Raw genomic sequence first — 18,314 nt, forward strand, 5'->3', positions numbered from 1 at the left:
TTCGTCATGTCGACGGACCGCTACCCGGCTTTCCCACGAGGGGGTTGTCATGGAGCAGACGCACGAAGGGCACGACCACCGGCACCACCCGCACGACGAGCACCACCCGCACGACCAGCACGGCCACGGCCAGGCTCACGGCCATGGCGGCGTCGGCGGGGTCGACTGGGCGGCGGCCGCCCGGGCCACCCTGCACTGCCTCACAGGATGCGCCATCGGTGAGGTGCTCGGGATGGTCATCGGCACCGCCCTGGGCTGGGGGAACGTCTCGACGATGATCCTCGCGATCATCCTCGCCTTCTTCTTCGGCTACGCACTCACCCTGCGCGGGATCCTCGCCGCCGGCGTCGGCCTGGGGGCGGCCGTCCGGGTGGCCCTCGCCGCGGACACCCTGTCGATCGCCGTCATGGAGTTGATCGACAACGGGGTGATCGCACTGTGGCCGGGCGCGATGGACGCGCACGTGTCGGACCCGAAGTTCTGGATCGTCCTGGCGGTCGCGCTGGCGGCCGCCTTCGTGATCACGACGCCGGTCAACAAGTGGATGATCGGCCGCGGCATGGGTCACGCGGTCGTCCACCAGTACCACCACTGAGGGGCGCCCCCCGGGGCGTCCTCGGAACGCCCCTAGAGTTCGGGGCCCTCCCCCGGCTCCTCCTGGTACGAGTAGCGCTGCTCGCGCCAGGGGTCGCCGATGTTGTGGTAGCCGCGCTCCTCCCAGAAGCCCCGGCGGTCGGCGGTCATGTACTCGATGCCGCGGACCCACTTGGGGCCCTTCCAGGCGTACAGGTGCGGGACCACCAGCCGGACGGGGAAACCGTGCTCGGCGGTGAGCAGTTCACCGCCCTGGTGGGTGGCGAAGACGGTCCGGTCGGATGCGAAGTCGGCCAGCCTCAGGTTGGAGCTGAAGCCGTACTCGGCCCACACCATCACGTGGGTGACCTGCGGTGCGGGAGGCGCCAGGGCCAGCACCTCGCGGGCGAGCACACCGCCCCATTCCGCGCCCTGCATGCTGAACTTCGTGACGCAGTGCAGGTCCGCCACGACGGAGGCGAACGGCAGCGCCGTGAACTCCTCGTGGTTCCAGCAGTGCTTGTCACCGTCGGCGGTGGCGCCGAAGACCCGGAACTCCCAGCGGTCCGGCTTGAACTTGGGCACGGGACCATAGTGGGTGACCGGCCAGCCCTTCTGCAGCCGCTGCCCCGGTGGAAGCTCCAGCTGCTCTGCTCCCGGAGATTCCCGGCTTTCCGGCTGACCCATGACTCCATGGTGACAGACTGGGCAGGGTGGTCATGACCAGGCCGGGGCCGATTCGGGCAAGTCACGGTAACTCCCACTAAGGAGGCACTTACTGGACGGCCCTCAGCGGCGGTGCAAGGATGCGCGCAACTGCCCCGTCACATAGCTGACATTGCCTGGAAGGAGCCTCTGCGATGCAGGGCGACCCCGAGGTCCTTGAGTTTCTGAACGAGCAGCTGACCGGCGAGCTGACGGCCATCAACCAGTACTGGCTGCACTACCGCATCCAGGACAACAAGGGCTGGACCAAGCTCGCCAAGTACACGCGTGAAGAGTCCATCGACGAGATGAAGCACGCGGACAAGCTCACCGAGCGCATCCTGATGCTGGACGGCCTGCCGAACTACCAGCGCCTCTTCCACGTGCGCGTCGGGCAGACCATCACCGAGATGTTCCAGGCGGACCGCCAGGTCGAGGTCGAGGCCATCGACCGGCTGAAGCGGGGCATCGAGGTCATGCGCGGGAAGGGTGACATCACCTCGGCCCGCCTCTTCGAGGAGATCCTGGAGGACGAGGAGCACCACATCGACTACCTCGACACCCAGCTGGAGCTCATCGAGTCCTTGGGCGAGGCGCTCTACATCGCGCAGCTGATCGAGCAGCCGAGCTGACCGTCGGCCGATCGGGCGAACCGGCTGCCGGCCGACGCGCGCCGGCCCGGTCCGGTTCCTAGGCCGCTTCCGCCAGCTCGGGCGAGGGCGTCGCCTCCGGGTCGGCCGCGAGCACGGACACCGCGCCGCCCTTCTCCAGCAGCTCCCTGCGCGGGCACGCCCCGCGGCCGAGGATGCCCTGGATGGTGCGCACGCAGGAGCCGCAGTCGGTGCCGGCCTTGGTGGCCGAGGCGATCTGGCGGGGCGTGCAGGCCCCGGCAGCCGCGTGCTCCTTGACCTGCTGGTCGGTGATCCCGAAGCAAGAGCAGACGTACACGCGGTTCACCTCCTGGCGCTGAGCGGTGCGGCGAGCCATCCCCTATTCGGTGAGGCTTACCTAACCGTACCCAAAGTCAGGGTGGCCGGAAAGCCCCGGGTACGACTGTGGGGCGCGGATCACATCGATCCGCGCCCCACAGTCGTAGGAATGCACCTGCTGATCGCGACGCCTAGTCGCGGTAGAGCTCCGCCACCAGGAACGCCAGGTCCAGCGACTGGCTGCGGTTGAGCCGCGGGTCGCAGGCCGTCTCGTAGCGCTGGTGCAGGTCGTCGACGAAGATCTCGTCGCCGCCGCCCACGCACTCGGTGACGTCGTCACCGGTCAGCTCGACGTGGATGCCGCCCGGGTGGGTGCCCAGCGCCTTGTGCACCTCGAAGAAGCCCTTGACCTCGTCGAGCACGTCGTCGAAACGGCGCGTCTTGTGGCCCGAGGCCGCCTCGAAGGTGTTGCCGTGCATCGGGTCGGTCACCCAGGCGACCGTCGCGCCCGAGGCCGTGACCTTCTCGACCAGCTCGGGGAGCTTGTCGCGGACCTGGTCGGCGCCCATGCGGACGACGAAGGTCAGCCGGCCCGGCTCGCGCTCGGGGTCCAGGCGGTCGATGTAGGTCAGCGCCTCGTCCACCGTGGTGGTGGGACCGAGCTTGATGCCGATCGGGTTGGCGATCTGCGAGCAGAACTCGATGTGCGCGTGGTCCAGCTGACGGGTGCGCTCACCGATCCACACCATGTGGCCGGAGGTGTCGTACAGCTTGCCGGTGCGCGAGTCGGTGCGCGTCAGCGCACCCTCGTAGTCCAGCAGCAGCGCCTCGTGGGAGGCGTAGAACTCGACCGCCTTGAACTCGGCCGGGTCGGTGCCACAGGCCTTCATGAAGTTCAGCGCGTTGTCGATCTCCCGGGCCAGCTGCTCGTACCGCTGACCGGACGGGGAGGACTTCACGAAGTCCTGGTTCCAGGCGTGCACCTGGCGCAGGTCGGCGTAACCACCGGTGGTGAAGGCGCGCACCAGGTTGAGCGTGGAGGCGGAGGCGTGGTACATGCGCTTCAGCCGCTCGGGGTCCGGGACGCGCGCCTCCTCGGTGAAGGCGAAGCCGTTGACGGAGTCGCCGCGGTAGGTCGGCAGGGTCACGCCGTCGCGGGTCTCGGTGTCCTTGGAGCGCGGCTTGGAGTACTGCCCGGCGATCCGGCCGACCTTGACGACCGGTACGGACGCCGCGTACGTCAGAACGGCACTCATCTGGAGCAGCGTCTTGAGCTTGGCCCGGATGTGGTCGGCGGAGACGCCGTCGAAGGCCTCGGCGCAGTCGCCGCCCTGGAGCAGGAACGCCTCGCCCTTGGCGACGGCTCCCAGACGGGCACGCAGCTGGTCGCACTCACCCGCGAAAACGAGCGGAGGATACGATTCGAGGTCCGCGACGACAGCGCGCAGAGCCTCGGCATCGGGGTACGAAGGCTGCTGCGCCGCGGGAAGGTCTCGCCAGGTCGCCTTGGCGGCGGGGGCTTGGTTTTCAGCGTTCACGGTCACCTCGTACACATTACGGCGTTACGGGTGGCGTCCGGCCCCCCGCCCACAACGTGAGACGGATTCCTCGAAGGCCGTGGACGCCCGGCGGAACGGAATCGATGGTTCGGCACGCGTTGCGGAACGGATCCGGCGCCACCGGGGCGTTCTGGGCTATGGTTCACCGCATGTACGCGCACACGAACCAGAACTGGTGGTGGCCCGCTCCCGGCGGCCCACTTCCTGCGCGTACCTGACGACACGCACGACGCGAAGGCCGCCCCGAGGGGCGGCCTTCCGCGTTCCCGGCACCGGCGCCGGCAGCGCGAGCCGCTCCTCCCCCGACGGAAGGACGCTCCGCCCATGGACACCAGCCGACCGAACCGACCCGACGTACCCGGCCCGCTGGGCCGGCTGCTCGACGACTCCTGCCCGCCCTTCGCCCTGCTGCGCCGGCGGACCCCCGGCCGCGACCACGAGAGCGTCGAGGTCCTCCTCGGGCCGGTCCACGAGGTCGAGAACCTCGCCGACCTGCCCGTCGGCACTCTGCCCACCCTCGCACTCGTGCCCTTCCGGCAGATCCGGGAGCGGGGTTTCGACGTGCGCGACGACGGCACCCCGCTGAGCGCACTGGTCGCCGAGGAGGCGTACGAGATCCCGCTCGCCGAGGTGCTGGCCGTGCTGCCGGCGCACGCGGTGCGGGTCGAGGACGGTGGTTTCGACGTCTCCGACGAGGCGTACGCGGACACGGTGGAGCGGGTGATCCGGGAGGAGATCGGCCGGGGCCAGGGCTCGAACTTCGTCATCCGGCGCACGTTCGAGGGCCGGATCGACGGTTTCGGCCGGGCGGACGCGCTGGCCCTGTTCCGGCGGCTGCTGGAGGGCGAGCGGGGGGCGTACTGGACCTATGTCGTCCATACCGGGGAGCGCACGCTGGTCGGGGCGAGCCCCGAGGTCCACGTGCGGATGTCGAACGGGCGGAGCGGGTGCGAAGGGCACTCGGCCGAGGGGGGCGGCGGACGGCGGGCGGGCGGCACGGTCGTGATGAACCCGATCAGCGGCACGTACCGCCATCCGGCCACCGGGCCGACCGCCGAGTCGCTCCTGGCCTTCCTCGGCGACCGCAAGGAGACCGAGGAGCTGTCGATGGTGGTCGACGAGGAACTGAAGATGATGTGCACGGTCGGCGACCGGGGCGGGGTCGTCGTCGGACCGCGGCTCAAGGAGATGGCCCACCTCACCCACACCGAGTACGAACTGCGCGGACGCTCCTCCCTGGACGTGCGGGACGTGCTGCGCGAGACGATGTTCGCGGCGACCGTGACGGGTTCGCCGGTGCAGAACGCCTGCCGGGTGATCCAGCGCCACGAAAGCGGCGGGCGCGGCTACTACGCGGGGGCGCTGGCGCTGCTGGGCCTGGACGCCGCGGGGGCGCAGACCCTCGACTCCCCCATCCTGATCCGGACGGCCGACATCGCCCGGGACGGGCGGCTGCGGGTGCCGGTGGGCGCCACCCTGGTGCGGCACTCCGATCCGGCGGGGGAGGTCGCGGAGACGCACGCGAAGGCGGCGGGAGTGCTGGCGGCGCTCGGGGTACGGCCGGCGGCGCCGCGGCCGGCCGCCGCGGGGACCCGACTGGCGCAGGACCCGCGGGTGCGGGCGGCCCTCGACGCCCGGCGCGCCGACCTGGCCCCCTTCTGGCTGCGGATGCAGGAGCGGCCGGCCCAGCCGTCGGGGCATGCGCTGGTGGTGGACGGGGAGGACACCTTCACCGCGATGCTGGCGCACGTGCTGCGGGTCATCGGGCTGGAGGTCACCGTACGGCGCTTCGACGAACCGGGGCTGCGGGAGACGGCCCTGGCCTGGGAGGGGCCGATCGTGCTGGGGCCCGGCCCGGGGAACCCGGCCGACTCTGCCGATCCGAAGATGCGGCTGCTGCGCGGGCTGACCGGCGAGCTGCTGGCCGGGCACCGCCACGGCCTGCTCGGCGTGTGCCTCGGGCACGAGTTGCTCGCCGCCGAGCTGGGCCTGCCGCTGGTCCGCAAGGCGGAGCCGGCGCAGGGCGCGCAGACCCGGATCGAGCTGTTCGGGGCCGAGGAGGTGGTCGGCTTCTACAACACCTTCACCGCGCACTGCGACGACCGCCTGGCTGCCGGACTGGCCGCCCGAGGGGTCGAGGTGGCCCGGGACCGGTCCACGGGGGAGGTCCACGCACTGCGCTCCCCTGCCGGGGGCTTCGCCGGGGTCCAGTTCCACCCGGAGTCGGTCCTCACCCTGCGCGGCGCGGAGCTGCTGCGCGAGCTGGTGACGCAGGTGCGGGGCGCAGCCGTGTGAGCGGCGCGGCCCGCCCGGCCCGCGGGTGATGTGCCGGGCCCAGCGGTTGAAGATCAAGCTAGTCCCCCGTGGGGACCGCTCCCCCGCCGGCCGCCGGTGCCGTCCTCGCCGCGCGGCGGGCGAGGAGGGCCCGGATTCCCTTGCAGGCCCCGATCGCGAGCAGTACCGGGCCCGCGACCAGCAGTACGTCGAGGGAGCCGAGCGCCAGCCCGACGGACAGCACCACCCCCATCACGTCGTCGGCGACCGCCAGCCACGGGTCCGTCCGGCGGCCCGGACCGGCCTGGCGCAGCAGCTGCACGCTGCGGTAGGTGAAGATCAGTTGCACGGCTGCGAAGGCACAGGAGGTCCACCGCATCCAGTCGGGTACGTCCACACCGGGAGGATAGGGCCGCCGCCGGACCGCGCCGCGGGCGGGGAGGTGAACGCGATCCGAAATCCCGGGGCTGCGGGACCGAGGGGCTACGGGGCGTCCGGGAGGAGGGTGTTCTCGGAGCGGCGGCCGGCCAGGTAGTCGGTGACATTGGCGACGGTGGTGTCGATGATCTGGCTCACCGCGTCGGTCGTGTAGTAGGCCTGGTGGGAGGTCACGACGACGTTCGGGAAGGTCATCAGCCGGGCCAGGGTGTCGTCCTCGACGGTCTGCAGCGAGCGGTCCACGAAGAAGACCCCGGCCTCCGCCTCGTACACGTCGAGGCCGACACCGGTGAAGCGGCCGGCCCGGAGTTCCGCGACGAGGGCCTCGGAGTCGATGAGGCCGCCGCGGCTGGAGTTCACCAGGATCGCGTCGTCCTTCATCCGCCGCAGCGCCGCCGCGTCCAGGAGGTGGCGCGTGGACTCCAGCAGCGGCACGTGCAGGCTGATCAGGTCCGAGGAGGCGAGCAGCTCCTCCTTCTCCACGTACCTCATGCCCAGTTCCACACAGGCCGGGTTGGGCTCCAGATCCCAGCCGAGCAGCTTCATTCCGTGCCCGTGCGCGATGCGGGTGAACGCCTCGCCGATCTTGCCGGTGCCGAGCACCCCGGCCGTCCGGCCGTGCATGTCGCGGCCCATCAGCCCGTCCAGGCGGAAGTCGAAGTCCCTGGTGCGGGTCGCGGCCCGCACGATGCGCCGGTTCACGGTCATCGCGAGGGTCCAGGCGAACTCGGCCACGGAGTAGGGGGAGTAGTACGAGACCCGGCTCACCGTCAGGCCGAGCCGGCGCGCGACGTCCAGGTCGATGTTGTTGAAGCCGGTGGAGCGCTGGGCGATCATCCGGGTCCCGCCGGCGGCCAGGATCCGCAACACCCTCCCGTCCAGGTCGGCGTTGACGCTGGAGGAGACGACCTCGTACCCGGCGGCGATGGGGGCGGTGTCCTCGGTCAGGAAGACGTCCAGGCAGCGCACCTCGTGCCGGCCGGCGAACGCGGCCTCCAGCATCGGCTTCTCGTCCGACTGCACGCCGAATGCCAGGATTTCCACGTTCGCTCCCGTCCGCAGGACCATGGGCCGTCCCCCACGATACGGCCCATGGCGTGCCGTCCCCCCGGCGGCTCAGCCGAAGAAGACGCCGGCCTCCTGGTAGAGGGCGGGATCGACCGTCTTCAGCTTCGCCGTGGCGTCGCCGATCGGCACCCGGACGATGTCCGTCCCCTTCAGCGCGACCATCTTCCCGAAGTCCCGCTCGTGCACGGCGTCGATCGCGTGCAGACCAAACCGGGTCGCCAGCCACCGGTCGAAGGCGCTCGGGGTGCCGCCACGCTGGATGTGCCCGAGCACCGTCGTGCGGGCCTCCTCGCCGGTGCGCGCTTCGATCTCCTTGGCCAGCCACTCGCCCACGCCCGAGAGCCGGACGTGCCCGAAGGAGTCCTTGGTGCCGTCCTTCAGCACCATGTCCCCGCCCTTGGGCATGGCGCCCTCTGCGACCACGACGATCGGCGCGTAACTCGCCTTGAACCGGGAGGTCACCCAGGCGCACACCTGGTCGACGTCGAAGCGCTGCTCCGGAATGAGGATGACGTTGGCCCCGCCGGCGAGCCCGGAGTGCAGGGCGATCCAGCCCGCGTGCCGGCCCATGACCTCGACAACGAGGACGCGCATGTGCGATTCGGCCGTGGTGTGCAGGCGGTCGATGGCCTCGGTCGCGATGCCGACGGCGGTGTCGAAGCCGAAGGTGTAGTCCGTGGCCGACAGGTCGTTGTCGATGGTCTTCGGCACGCCGACGCAGGGGATGCCGTACTCCTCGTAGAGACGGGCGGCGACCCCCAGCGTGTCCTCGCCGCCGATCGCGATGAGCGCGTCCACCTCGTACTTGGCCAGGTTGTCCTTGATGTCGCGCACCCCGTTCTCCGTCGTGAACGGGTTGGTGCGCGAGGAACCGAGGACGGTGCCGCCGCGGGGCAGGATGCCGCGGACGGCGGGAATGCCGAGGGGGACGGTCCGCCCCTCGACCGCGCCCCGCCAGCCGTCCTTGAACCCGACGAATCCGCAGCCGTATTCCTGCTCGCCCTTGCGGACGACGGCCCTGATCACCGCGTTGAGCCCGGGGCAGTCGCCGCCGCCGGTCAGCACTCCGACCTTCATTGCATCTCCCTTCGCCATGACGGTCACGCTAGTGGTGACGCAGGTCACAACAGGGGACCCGAAGGGGGCAATTCCGGTGGAATCGAGGGGCGTTGCGTACGCCCGTTCACTCGTACGAGGACGTAAGTACGATCGACGGTCGCGCGCACGGCCCTCAGGCGTCGTCGAGGCCCGCCTCTATCGCGTACCGCACGAGCTCCACCCGGTTGTGCAACTGCAGCTTGCCCAGGGTGTTCTGGACGTGGTTCTGCACGGTGCGGTGGGAGATGACCAGCCGCTCCGCGATCTGCTTGTACGACAACCCCTTGGCCACCAGCCGCAGCACCTCGGTCTCGCGGTCGGTCAGCTGCGGCGCCTTCGGCTCGTCGGAGGCGGTCGGCGCCGGATCGGTGGCCAGGCGCCGGTACTCACCGAGCACCAGGCCGGCCAGGCCCGGGGTGAACACCGGGTCCCCGGCGGCCGTGCGGCGGACGGCGTCGATCAGCTCCCCCGCGCCCGCGGACTTCAGCAGATAGCCGGTCGCGCCGGACTTCACCGCCTCCAGCACGTCCGCGTGCTCACCGCTGGCCGACAGGACCAGCACCCGCAGCGCCGGGTGGGCGCCGACCAGCTCCTTGCAGACCTGCACGCCCGGCATTCCGGGGAGGTTGAGGTCGAGGACCAGGACGTCGGGGGTGACCGCGCGGGCCCGGCGTACCGCCTCGGGGCCGTCGCCGGCGGTGGCCACCACGTCGAGGCCGGCGGCGGCCAGGTCGCGAGCCACGGCGTCGCGCCACATCGGGTGGTCGTCGACGACCATCACCCTGATGTCGCGGTGCTGCTGCGGCTGCTGCGGGTCGTTCACGTCGGTTCGCTCGCTCACTTCTTGTCCGTCCTGCCCCTGGGTACCTTCAGTTCCACTTCGGTGCCCTGCCCGGGGACGGACACCAGATCGGCGCTGCCGCCGAGGTCACGCAGCCGGCCGCGGATGGAGAGGGCCACTCCCATACGGCCCTCGCCCTCCGCCTGGTCGAGGCGGCCCGCCGGGATGCCGGGGCCGTCGTCGCGGACGGTCACTATCACCTCGTCGCCCCAGTCCTCGACCAGGATCCACGCCCTGGCCCCTTCCCCGGCGTGCTTGCGCACGTTGTCGAGGGCGGCGCCCACGGCCGCCGCCAGCTCCTTCGCTGCCGGTACCGGCAGCGGGACCGGGGTGCCCGGCTCGGCGAAGCTCACCCGGGAGCCGGCGTGCGGCGCGAGGAGCGTGCGCAGGTCGAGTTCCTCGCCGTCCGCGCCGGGCACGTCGTCCTCGTAGGCGTCCACCAGCGCGCCGCGCGACTCGTCGCGGGAGACCCGGGAGGGCTGCACCAGACCGCTGGAGACGAGCGTGCGCAGTGCCACCTCCTGCTCCCCCGCCATCCTGCCGAGCTCCTCCGCCTCTCCACCCAGTTCGAAGCCGCGGCGCTGGACCATGGCCAGGACCTGGAGGACACCGTCGTGGATGTCGCGGGCGAGGCGCTCGCGCTCGCGGGTGGCGGCTTCGATCTCCAGGGCGCGGGCGAGGGTGTTCTCGCTGGCCCGGGCGACCTCGACGACGTAGCCGATGGCCACCGAGGCGACCCAGACCAGCAGGACGTTGTGCAGGGTGTCCCGGGTGGGCTGGCCGCTGTGGATGAGGATGTTGGCCATCGCCACCAGGGTGGAGGCGAAGCAGGCCCAGCGCCAGCCGCCCTTGATGGCGAAGCCGAGGACCGCGCCCGCCGTCCAGATGGTGGGGAGGGTCGGGCCGCCGCCGACGATCCGCTCGTGGCTGTCCACGAGCGGCGTCAGCAGGATCCCGACGATCGCGACGGTGAGGTCCGCGACGAGGAAGCCCTTGGTGCAGCTCGCGGCGCTGGAGACCCTGCGGAAGGTGGCGAGCGTCCACAGGGCGAGGACCGCGAGGTAGCCGGCGGCGGGCCAGGGGTGCGGGAACTGCCGGTACGCCGAGGCGAACAGCAGCACCGCGTAGAGCATGGTCAGCAGCCGGTACGCGGTCAGGGCGCGCCAGAGCGGCTGCTCGACCGACATGCGTACGACGCGTTCGCGTTTCGCCATCTCCCCCACCCCCCCCTGACGGGCGGTACCGCCTGCCGCTACTCGCCGCTGTCGGCCGTGCCGCTCTTGTCGCCCTTGTCGGCCCGGTCGGCCTTCTCCGCCCTGGCCGCCTTCTCGGCTTCCTTGGCCGCCTTCTCCGCGTCGGCGATCTGGCGCTTGGCCGCCGTCGCGTAGATGTCGACGTACTCCTGACCGGAAAGCTTCATGATCTCGTACATGACCTCGTCGGTCACCGAACGCAGGATGAAGCGGTCGCCGTCCATGCCGTGGTAGCGGCTGAAGTCCAGCGGCTTGCCGATCCGGATGCCGGGGCGCATGAGCTTGGGGATGACCTTGCCGGGCGGCTGGATCTTCTCCGTGTTGATCATCGCCACGGGGATCACGGGCGCGCCGGTGGCCAGGGCCACGCGGGCCAGGCCGCCGGGCTTGCCGCGGTAGAGGCGTCCGTCGGGTGAACGCGTGCCCTCGGGGTAGATACCGAACAGTTCACCGCGTTCGATGACCTCGATACCGCTCCTGATGGCTGCCTCGCCGGCGCCGCGGGCGCCGGAGCGGTCCACCGGGAGCTGGCCGACGCCCTTGAAGAACGCGGCGGTCAGCTTGCCCTTGACCCCGGGGGAGGTGAAGTACTCCGCCTTCGCGATGAAGGTCACCTTCCGGTCCAGTACGGCCGGCAGGAAGAACGAGTCGGAGAAGGACAGGTGGTTGCTCGCGAGGATCGCCGGCCCCTCCGCGGGAATGTTCTCGAGGCCCTCCACCCACGGCCTGAACGCGAGTTTCAGCGAACCGCCGATGGAGAACTTCATTGCGCCGTAGATCAACTCGAAAGCCTTCCTGTGTCTGTCGAACAGACCTTATCCCGTGCCCCCGCCGACAGGGGCCCGACGACCCTGGCCGGTGCCACCCCGGTCGCGTACGGTGAAGTCACACAGAGCAACGCACCCGCCCGACGTACGTCATGATCAAGGAGACCCCTGGTGCCCGTCCTCCCTGGAGCCGAGCCGTTCCGCCACGAGGGCGGAGAGGTCGGCGTCCTTCTCTGCCACGGCTTCACCGGTTCCCCGCAGTCCCTCCGTCCCTGGGCCGAGTACCTCGCCGGGCGGGGCCTGACGGTGTCGCTGCCGCTGCTGCCCGGGCACGGGACGCGCTGGCAGGACATGCAGCTCACCGGGTGGCAGGACTGGTACGCCGAGGTGGACCGCGCCCTGCGCGAGCTGCTGGAGCGGTGCACGCAGGTGTTCGTCTTCGGACTGTCGATGGGCGGCGCGCTGACCCTGCGGCTGGCGGCCAAGCACGGGGACGCCATCAGCGGCATCGTGCTGGTCAACCCGGCCAACAAGGTGCACGACCCGCTGGCCTTCGCCCTCCCCGTGGCCCAGCACCTCATCCGGTCGACGCCGGGCATCGCCAGTGACATCGCGAAGCCGGGCTCGGTGGAGGTCGGCTACGACCGGGTCCCGACCCGGGCCGCGCACTCGCTGCGGAAGTTCCTGCAGCTGGTGGACGCCGAGCTGCCGCAGGTGACCCAGCCGCTGCTGCTGCTGCACAGTCCGCAGGACCACGTCGTGCCGCCGGCCGACTCGGCGCGGGTGCTCGCCCGGGTCTCGTCGACGGACGTGACGGAGACCCTGCTGGAACAGAGCTACCACGTCGCGACGTTGGACCATGACGCGGAGCGGATCTTCGCGGACAGTTTTGCGTTCGTCGGCCGACTGGCGGAGAGCGTGGGCAGGGAGGGGGCGGAGGCCGGTGGCTGAGCACGAGGAGCAGTCGGGCGGTATCCCGCCGCTGGACGAGGAAGCGGCGTGGGCCGCGATCGTGGCCGGGTACGGGCAGGAACCGCCGGACCCGCCGGGGTCCAGGCCGTTCCGGCCGATCGAGAACCTCCTGCTGCCGGAGGAGGACGTCAAGCCGCTGCCCCCGGAGCCCGGCCCGGACGCCGGGACCGGGTCCGAGCCGGAACCGCCCGCACCGCCGGCGCCCGCACTGGGCAGCTCGGTGGTCTTCGCCCCGGGCGTGGGCATGGCGGGTCCCCGGGACCACTCGCTGGCGGAGCCCGGGGACGACGACCTGACCCCGGCGGACGAGGGCCATTTCGTCCAGCCGGAGCCGGAGCTCCCGCCCGCGGACACGACGGCGAAGTTCGCGTGGCTGGCGGTGATCGGCGGCCCGGTGCTCCTGCTGCTGGCGGTGCTGCTGCAGTGGGAGATGACCTGGTGGCTGACGACGCTGGGCATCGGCGGCTTCCTGGGCGGGTTCGCGACGCTGGTGGCCCGCATGCAGCACGGCGACGACGAGGACGACGACCCGGGCCGCGGCGCGGTCGTCTGACCGGCCGGGGAGCGCGGGGGCCGCGGTGCCCGGGGAGGGCACCCCGCGGTTTCGGCCCCGCCGAGGATCGGGGCGCGGGGTCACGGGAGCAGCACCGGCGCAACGGCGCCGTACCCGGACCGCCCGGCTACGGCGCGGCCGGCAGCCGCAGTGCCGCCAGGACGGGCAGGTGGTCCGTGGCGGACCGCAGGTCCGTGGCCGAGACCCCGGCCAGCCCCGCAGGAACACCGCAGGCCAGCACCTGGGCATCCGCCGTGGCGAAGACCGCGTCGATCCGCCGGTCCGGAGCCGCCGCCGGGAAGGTCCGCTCCCCGCCCCACGGCGCCACCGACCAGCAGTCCTGCAGTGCGCCGGCGAGCCGCCGGAAGGCGGGACCGGCCGGCCCCTCGTTCACGTCGGCCGCGGCGATCCCGTAGGGGGTGTCCAGCGCCGCGAGCCGGTCGAGGAGGAGGTCCGCCTGGTCCCGCCGCTCCGCCCGGTCCAGGGACAGGTGCGCCGAGACCACGCCCAGCCGCACGCCGCCGATGCGCACGACCGCGGTGGCCAGGCCCCGGCGGTGCAGACCGGGCCTGTGCGGCAGCAGCACGTCCTGCGTCCGCTCCACGAAGACCCGCAGCGAGCACAGCAGCAGCGGCCCGGTCGCCGTCGCGCCGCCGCCCAGTACCACCAGGTCGCACCGGGCGGCGAGGCGCGCCGCGTGCTTGCGCCAGCGGAAGAACCGGGGCGCTTCCTGGACGAGGACCAGGTCCGGCTCGCAGGCCCGGATCACCCGGACCAGCGCCTCCTCGTCGTCGCGCAGCGAGCGGATGTTGTAGCTGAGCACCCGGATCACGGCGGAACCGTCGGGCTCCGTACGGGACTTCGGCAGCGGGCGGGGCGACTGGTCCATGGACGGCACGATACGCAGCCGCCCGCCGCTCCCCCAGGGGGCGCGGCGGGCGGCCGGGGTGGCAGAGGTCAGCCCTGGCGGGCCAGGTCGGCCGCGCCGACGAGCCCGGCCCTGCCGCCGAGCTGCGCGGCGAGGACCTGGGCGTGCGGGCGCCAGGCGCCGCCGACCAGCCAGCGCTTGAAGGACTTGCGGATCGGGTCGAGCACCAGGTCGCCCTCGTCGGAGACACCGCCGCCGACGATGAAGGCGGACGGGTCGAAGAGGGAAGCCAGGTCGGCCAGCCCCGCTCCGGCCCAGCGGGCCAGCTCGCGGAAGGCGTCGACGGCGACGAGGTCGCCCCGCCGGGCGGCTTCGCTGATGTGCTTGCCCTCGATGCCCTCGGGGGTGCCGTCGCCGAGCCCGAGCAGGATCGTCGCGTGCTCGGGGGTGGCGTTGGCGCGCTGCTTGGCGTAGCGGACGAGGGCGCGCCCGGAGGCGTACTGCTCCCAGCAGCCCTGGCTGCCGCAGCCGCACAGCAGGCCGTCCGGGACGACCCGGATGTGGCCGAACTCGGCGGCGACGCCGAAGCGTCCGCGCCGCAGCTTGTTGCCGATGATGATGCCGCCGCCCAGGCCGGTGCCGAGCGTGATGCAGATGACGTCGTCGTGCCCCTGGCCGGCGCCGAAGCGGTATTCGCCCCAGGCGGCGCAGTTCGCGTCGTTCTCGACGACGACGGGCAGCCCGATGCGCTGCTCGACCTTGTCCTTGAGCGGCTCGTGGCGCCAGTTGATGTTCGGCGCGAAGAGGACGGTCGCGCGCTTGTCGTCCACGTATCCGGCGGCGCCGATACCGACGGCCTCGATGGTGTGGTTGCTGCTGACCTCGGAGACGGCGGCGCAGATGGCCTCCGTCACTCCGTCCGCGGTCGGCGGGGTGGGCACCTTGTACGTCTCAAGGATCGTGCCCTCTTCGTCGACCACGCCGGCCGCGATCTTCGTGCCGCCGATGTCGACGCCGATGGTGAGTCCCATTAGTCCCTCGGTTTCCGGTCAAGCCCCGCCACGGCCAACGGTACCCGAGGGCGCCGGGGGTTCAGTCGAGATCGATCCGCTCGGCGGGACCTTCGTCGGGGCCGTCCCCGCGGGGGTCGCGGTCGTCGGACGCCCTCCGGGGCCCCCGGGTCTCGCCCCGGGTCCAGCGGCCCTCGTGGCCCTCGACGGCGGAGCGATAGGCGGCGAGCAGCTCGGATCCGGCGGCCGCGAGGTGGTCGAAGACCTCGGGGTTGCGTTCGACGACGGGCTTCGCGGCGGTCTTCGCCTGGTCGACGATCTGGCGGACCGCCCCCTGTGCGGCGGCGCCGAAGAGCGGGTTGTTCAGCCCGGAGACCTTGTCGGCGACTGCCTCGAAGAGCCTGAAGAGCTCTTCGGCGGCCGTCCCGGTGGCTCCGGAGCCGGATCGCTCCTGCCCGCGCAGGCGCTCCTTCTCGGCGGCGAGGTCCTCGGCACAGGCCTTGGCCCAGGCGTCGTCGTCGGTGGGACGGTCGGTGGCCTCGCTCATGGCGGACTCTCCTGCGGGCGGCTGCTGGGCGTGCGTGCTGTCTCCCTTCGACGGTACCCGAACGGGGGTATCCGGTTCAGCGCGCACGGGGCCACAGGTCGGGGTCCGGGGTGAAGCGGATGCGGAGCTCGCCCCCGGTGAGGGAGGCACCGGAGACGGTGCAGCGGCGCAGTACCGGGGGCAGTGGAACGATCCTGCGGTACGGGCCCGCGGTGAGCAGCAGCTCGTCGCCGCGGCGGACGAGATCGAGGTCGCGTTTGTGCGCGCCGGGCAGCGGAACCACCCAGACGAGGACGCCGTCGTCGGCGAGCCGGTCCTCGACGGTCCAGGCCCGGCGGGGTGCGGCCGCGTCCGGGAGGAGTCCGCCGGCGGCGGCGAGCCGGTCGAGGTCGTCCTGGCCCTGGGGGGCGGGGCCGAGGTGGGCGAGGGCGACGACGGGGCTGTCGCCGGCCCACTCGGCGGCGTACTTCTCCTGCTGGGCGGCGAGCCCGGCGAGCCAGGGGTCTGCGGAGCCGTGCGGGACCATCCGGTTGGCGACGACGGCGGAGACCGGCAGCTGCTGGAGGGCGAGGCCGAGGCGGCCGAGGCGCAGCGCGTCGGCGGCGGCCGGGCCGGGCTCGGCGACCAGGCGCACTTCGGTGGTGTCGGCCTCGACGACGGCCTGGACGGCTGCCAGCTCCTCGTCCCAGTGCGCGGCGGCCTCGTAGAGCCACTGGGCGGGCATGGGCACGCCGGCCAGCTGCGCCAGTACGGGGCGCAGGGCGCGGGCGGCCTGCTTCTCGGCGGGGAGCAGGCGGGCGAGGTAGCGGCGCAGCTGGGCGGGGAGGGCGAGGGTGGCCACGGCCTGGTGGAGCGGGGGCAGGTCGACGACGACGAGGTCGGTGGCGGGTGCGGAGGCGGCCCGGCGCAGGGCGCGGAGCAGGGCGAACTGTTCGGATCCGGGCAGTTCGGTCAGTTCCTCGGCGCCCAGCGGCCGGGCGCCGACCATGGAGAGGAGAGCGGATCCGCGTTCCTGGAGGGCGACGAGTTCGTCGCGGAACTCCTGGCCGGAGTCCACCCTGGCGATGCTCAGGCCGGGCGGGAGCGGGTCGCCGAGGAGTTCGGCGAGCGGGTCGGCCGGATCGCCGGAGAGCAGCTGCACCCGCCGGCCCCTCCGGACCGCGGCGAGGGCGGTGGCGGCCGCCACGGTGGTCCGCCCGGACCCGCCGGGGCCGGTGATGAGCAAGGTGTGCATGTGCGGTGCTCCGGATCGGTGGGGTGCGCCGCCGCGCGGGGCTGCGGCGGGAACCCGCGGGTGGTGCCGCGCCGGGCCGGGCGCGGCACCACCCCTGGGTGCTCGGTCGGACTCGGGTGCCCGGTCGGGATCGACCCGGTCGGGATCAGACGGACTCGACGCGCTTCTTCAGGCCCGCCAGGGCGCGGTCGATGATGACCTTCTCGGCCTTGCGCTTGATCATTCCGAGCATGGGGATCTTGACGTCGACGGTCAGCTGGTAGGTGACCTCGGTGCGCGTGCCGCCGTCCACCGGGACCAGCCGGTAAGAGCCGTCGAGCTGGCGCAGCATCTGGGACTTGTCCAGGGTCCAGCTGACCTCGTCGGTGCCCTTCCAGGTGTAGGCGAGGGTGTGGTCGTCCTTGATCGCGCCCGCGTCGAGCAGCAACCGGACCTTCTCGGCCCGGCCCCCGGCGTCGGTGGCGAGGACCTCGGCCTCCTTCACCTCGCCGGTCCACTCGGGGTAGCGGGCGAAGTCGGCGATCACGGCCATCACGTCGCCGGGCGCGGCATCGATCGTGATGCTTGAGCTGGTGTGTTCCGCCATCGCGGTCGCTCCTCCGGAGATTGTTCGAGGATGTGTACGGCCTCCGGCCGCCGCGTGAAGGCTACCGCGCGTGCGGACGCGGCCACTCCAGTGGTCGGGCGGTCCGGGTGCGGGCCGCATGGATCAGGCCGGTTCTCACCACTCCATGGCCCAGGGGCGGCCGGTCGAGGCGAAGTGTCCGACGTTCACGCACTCGGTGGCGCCGATCCGCATCCGCCGGACCAGCGGCTGGTGGACGTGGCCGAAGAGGGCGTAGCGGGGCCGGGTGCGACGGATGGCGGCCAGCAGGGCCTCGCTGCCGCGTTCGAAGCGGCGTGCGACGGTGTCGTAGCAGAGCTCGGGCACCTCCGGCGGGATGTGCGAGCACAGCACGTCGACCTCGCCGAGCGCCTCGACCTTGGCGGCGTACTCCTCCACGTCCACTTCGTAGGGGGTGCGCATGGGCGAGGGCAGACCACCGCCGACGAAGCCGAAGATGCGGCCCGCGATCTCCGCGCGCTGCCCGTCGAGCACGGTCAGGCCGTGGCGGTCGGCGTACTCGGGCCACAGCGTCGGGATGTCGACGTTTCCGTAGGTGGCGTAGGTGGGCCGGGGGAAGGCGGCGAACATCTCCGCGTACTGGCGGCGTACGGCGTTTTCGATCATCTGCTCGCGGTCGAGGCCCGCCCACAGCCGCCGGCCGAGGGCGCGAGCCTCTTCGAAGCGGCGCTGGTTGCGCAGCTCGACGATGAGGTCGGCGTTCTCGACGCCGAACAGGTCGGGGAAGATCCCGCGTGAGTGGTCGGCGTAGTCGAGGAAGAGGACGAGGTCGCCGAGGCAGATCAGGGCGTCGGCGCCGTCGCCGGCGCGGGCGAGGGCTGGCGAGGGCTTCGGTGTTGCCGTGCACGTCGCTCACGACGTGGACCCGGGTGCGGCTCGATCCGCTCGCGCCGCCGACGTTCCCGTCCCGCTTGCTGCCAGCCATGCGCACCACCCTAGGGGCACTGGTGAGGGCCGGGTAGTGGCGGTGTGAAAGGTCGGCCTACCTGCGGTTACTTCC

Annotated in this window: 19 protein-coding genes and 1 pseudogene; 5 read left to right on the top strand and 15 right to left on the bottom strand. The window is 72.0% G+C overall.

The genetic code is table 11. The features are described 5' to 3' along the window. Nucleotides 1–49: 49 nt before the first annotated feature. Nucleotides 50–595, top strand: coding sequence for a DUF4396 domain-containing protein (locus R4Z63_RS08425; protein ID WP_384450206.1), 546 nt, complete (start codon nucleotides 50–52; stop codon nucleotides 593–595). Nucleotides 596–627: 32 nt separating this feature from the next. Here the strand turns inward: R4Z63_RS08425 and R4Z63_RS08430 are convergent, their stop codons facing one another. Further along, nucleotides 628–1,260 carry a sulfite oxidase-like oxidoreductase gene (locus R4Z63_RS08430; protein ID WP_037926961.1) on the bottom strand — a complete coding sequence of 211 codons (633 nt, stop codon included), beginning with the start codon at nucleotides 1,258–1,260 and terminating at the stop codon, nucleotides 628–630. A gap of 173 nt (nucleotides 1,261–1,433) precedes the next feature. On the opposite strand from R4Z63_RS08430, the gene bfr reads away from it, so the two are divergent. Further along, a complete protein-coding gene (gene bfr, locus R4Z63_RS08435) occupies nucleotides 1,434–1,910 on the top strand; it encodes a bacterioferritin (protein WP_037926968.1) in 477 nt (158 codons plus the stop codon). A gap of 58 nt (nucleotides 1,911–1,968) precedes the next feature. Here bfr and R4Z63_RS08440 read toward each other — a convergent pair whose 3' ends face one another. After that, nucleotides 1,969–2,265 (bottom strand): (2Fe-2S)-binding protein, encoded by a 297-nt coding sequence (locus R4Z63_RS08440; protein WP_172671391.1) that lies wholly within the window; start codon nucleotides 2,263–2,265, stop codon nucleotides 1,969–1,971. A 133-nt stretch (nucleotides 2,266–2,398) separates the two neighbouring features. Next, on the bottom strand, nucleotides 2,399–3,760 hold the full coding sequence (locus R4Z63_RS08445; RefSeq protein ID WP_384450210.1) for a class II 3-deoxy-7-phosphoheptulonate synthase: 1,362 nt from the start codon (nucleotides 3,758–3,760) through the stop codon (nucleotides 2,399–2,401). Between the two features lie 330 nt (nucleotides 3,761–4,090). On the opposite strand from R4Z63_RS08445, the gene R4Z63_RS08450 reads away from it, so the two are divergent. After that, the gene (locus tag R4Z63_RS08450; RefSeq protein ID WP_384450213.1) at nucleotides 4,091–6,061 is read left to right on the top strand and encodes an anthranilate synthase family protein; all 1,971 of its coding nucleotides are present in this window, start codon (nucleotides 4,091–4,093) and stop codon (nucleotides 6,059–6,061) included. 58 nt (nucleotides 6,062–6,119) lie between these two features. Here the strand turns inward: R4Z63_RS08450 and R4Z63_RS08455 are convergent, their stop codons facing one another. The 6 genes from R4Z63_RS08455 to R4Z63_RS08480 form a co-directional block, all read right to left on the bottom strand. Beyond that, nucleotides 6,120–6,437, bottom strand: a complete 318-nt coding sequence (locus R4Z63_RS08455; RefSeq protein ID WP_384450216.1) for a hypothetical protein — start codon at nucleotides 6,435–6,437, stop codon at nucleotides 6,120–6,122. An 86-nt stretch (nucleotides 6,438–6,523) separates the two neighbouring features. Then, complete coding sequence (locus R4Z63_RS08460) at nucleotides 6,524–7,522, bottom strand: 2-hydroxyacid dehydrogenase (RefSeq protein WP_384450219.1); 999 nt, start codon at nucleotides 7,520–7,522, stop codon at nucleotides 6,524–6,526. 72 nt (nucleotides 7,523–7,594) lie between these two features. Beyond that, entirely contained in the window at nucleotides 7,595–8,623 is a 1,029-nt protein-coding gene (locus R4Z63_RS08465) for a 6-phosphofructokinase (protein ID WP_384450263.1), read from the bottom strand. A 154-nt stretch (nucleotides 8,624–8,777) separates the two neighbouring features. Then, entirely contained in the window at nucleotides 8,778–9,422 is a 645-nt protein-coding gene (locus tag R4Z63_RS08470) for a response regulator (RefSeq protein ID WP_052031230.1), read from the bottom strand. Between the two features lie 59 nt (nucleotides 9,423–9,481). Then, a complete protein-coding gene (macS, locus tag R4Z63_RS08475; protein ID WP_384450222.1) occupies nucleotides 9,482–10,699 on the bottom strand; it encodes a MacS family sensor histidine kinase in 1,218 nt (405 codons plus the stop codon). A 38-nt stretch (nucleotides 10,700–10,737) separates the two neighbouring features. After that, nucleotides 10,738–11,505, bottom strand: a complete 768-nt coding sequence (locus R4Z63_RS08480; RefSeq protein WP_037926980.1) for a lysophospholipid acyltransferase family protein — start codon at nucleotides 11,503–11,505, stop codon at nucleotides 10,738–10,740. 171 nt (nucleotides 11,506–11,676) lie between these two features. Between R4Z63_RS08480 and R4Z63_RS08485 the strand changes: the two genes are divergently transcribed. Continuing rightward, entirely contained in the window at nucleotides 11,677–12,456 is a 780-nt protein-coding gene (locus R4Z63_RS08485) for an alpha/beta hydrolase (RefSeq protein WP_037926983.1), read from the top strand. Further along, nucleotides 12,449–13,030: a hypothetical protein gene (locus tag R4Z63_RS08490; protein WP_037926986.1), complete on the top strand. Its 582-nt coding sequence runs from the start codon at nucleotides 12,449–12,451 to the stop codon at nucleotides 13,028–13,030. Before R4Z63_RS08485 ends, R4Z63_RS08490 begins: the two co-directional genes overlap by 8 nt. A 127-nt stretch (nucleotides 13,031–13,157) precedes the next feature. Here R4Z63_RS08490 and R4Z63_RS08495 read toward each other — a convergent pair whose 3' ends face one another. From R4Z63_RS08495 to R4Z63_RS08520, 6 genes and pseudogenes are all read right to left on the bottom strand, one after another. Then, entirely contained in the window at nucleotides 13,158–13,919 is a 762-nt protein-coding gene (locus R4Z63_RS08495; RefSeq protein WP_037926989.1) for an endonuclease/exonuclease/phosphatase family protein, read from the bottom strand. Nucleotides 13,920–13,987: 68 nt separating this feature from the next. Beyond that, the gene (locus R4Z63_RS08500) at nucleotides 13,988–14,929 is read right to left on the bottom strand and encodes an ROK family glucokinase (RefSeq protein ID WP_037926992.1); all 942 of its coding nucleotides are present in this window, start codon (nucleotides 14,927–14,929) and stop codon (nucleotides 13,988–13,990) included. A 61-nt stretch (nucleotides 14,930–14,990) separates the two neighbouring features. Further along, the gene (locus R4Z63_RS08505) at nucleotides 14,991–15,455 is read right to left on the bottom strand and encodes a DUF5304 domain-containing protein (RefSeq protein ID WP_037926995.1); all 465 of its coding nucleotides are present in this window, start codon (nucleotides 15,453–15,455) and stop codon (nucleotides 14,991–14,993) included. A gap of 76 nt (nucleotides 15,456–15,531) precedes the next feature. Beyond that, nucleotides 15,532–16,689, bottom strand: coding sequence for an ArsA family ATPase (locus R4Z63_RS08510; RefSeq protein WP_384450227.1), 1,158 nt, complete (start codon nucleotides 16,687–16,689; stop codon nucleotides 15,532–15,534). A gap of 145 nt (nucleotides 16,690–16,834) precedes the next feature. Continuing rightward, nucleotides 16,835–17,275: an SRPBCC family protein gene (locus tag R4Z63_RS08515; RefSeq protein ID WP_037926998.1), complete on the bottom strand. Its 441-nt coding sequence runs from the start codon at nucleotides 17,273–17,275 to the stop codon at nucleotides 16,835–16,837. A gap of 135 nt (nucleotides 17,276–17,410) precedes the next feature. Continuing rightward, nucleotides 17,411–18,239 (bottom strand): annotated as a pseudogene (locus R4Z63_RS08520) (metallophosphoesterase family protein). Nucleotides 18,240–18,314 lie beyond the last annotated feature (75 nt).

The sequence above is a fragment of the Streptomyces sp. PL-29 genome (assembly GCF_058344425.1).

Bases quoted from the DNA above. Each gene is read 5' to 3' on its own strand.
- macS (WP_384450222.1), bottom strand. From the start codon at position 10,699: ATGGCGAAACGCGAACGCGTCGTACGCATGTCGGTCGAGCAGCCGCTC.
- R4Z63_RS08450 (WP_384450213.1), top strand. From the start codon at position 4,091: ATGGACACCAGCCGACCGAACCGACCCGACGTACCCGGCCCGCTGGGC.
- R4Z63_RS08430 (WP_037926961.1), bottom strand. From the start codon at position 1,260: ATGGGTCAGCCGGAAAGCCGGGAATCTCCGGGAGCAGAGCAGCTGGAG.
- R4Z63_RS08425 (WP_384450206.1), top strand. From the start codon at position 50: ATGGAGCAGACGCACGAAGGGCACGACCACCGGCACCACCCGCACGAC.
- R4Z63_RS08510 (WP_384450227.1), bottom strand. From the start codon at position 16,689: ATGCACACCTTGCTCATCACCGGCCCCGGCGGGTCCGGGCGGACCACC.
- bfr (WP_037926968.1), top strand. From the start codon at position 1,434: ATGCAGGGCGACCCCGAGGTCCTTGAGTTTCTGAACGAGCAGCTGACC.
- R4Z63_RS08495 (WP_037926989.1), bottom strand. From the start codon at position 13,919: ATGGACCAGTCGCCCCGCCCGCTGCCGAAGTCCCGTACGGAGCCCGAC.
- R4Z63_RS08515 (WP_037926998.1), bottom strand. From the start codon at position 17,275: ATGGCGGAACACACCAGCTCAAGCATCACGATCGATGCCGCGCCCGGC.
- R4Z63_RS08505 (WP_037926995.1), bottom strand. From the start codon at position 15,455: ATGAGCGAGGCCACCGACCGTCCCACCGACGACGACGCCTGGGCCAAG.
- R4Z63_RS08470 (WP_052031230.1), bottom strand. From the start codon at position 9,422: ATGGTCGTCGACGACCACCCGATGTGGCGCGACGCCGTGGCTCGCGAC.
- R4Z63_RS08480 (WP_037926980.1), bottom strand. From the start codon at position 11,505: ATGAAGTTCTCCATCGGCGGTTCGCTGAAACTCGCGTTCAGGCCGTGG.
- R4Z63_RS08440 (WP_172671391.1), bottom strand. From the start codon at position 2,265: ATGGCTCGCCGCACCGCTCAGCGCCAGGAGGTGAACCGCGTGTACGTC.
- R4Z63_RS08500 (WP_037926992.1), bottom strand. From the start codon at position 14,929: ATGGGACTCACCATCGGCGTCGACATCGGCGGCACGAAGATCGCGGCC.
- R4Z63_RS08465 (WP_384450263.1), bottom strand. From the start codon at position 8,623: ATGAAGGTCGGAGTGCTGACCGGCGGCGGCGACTGCCCCGGGCTCAAC.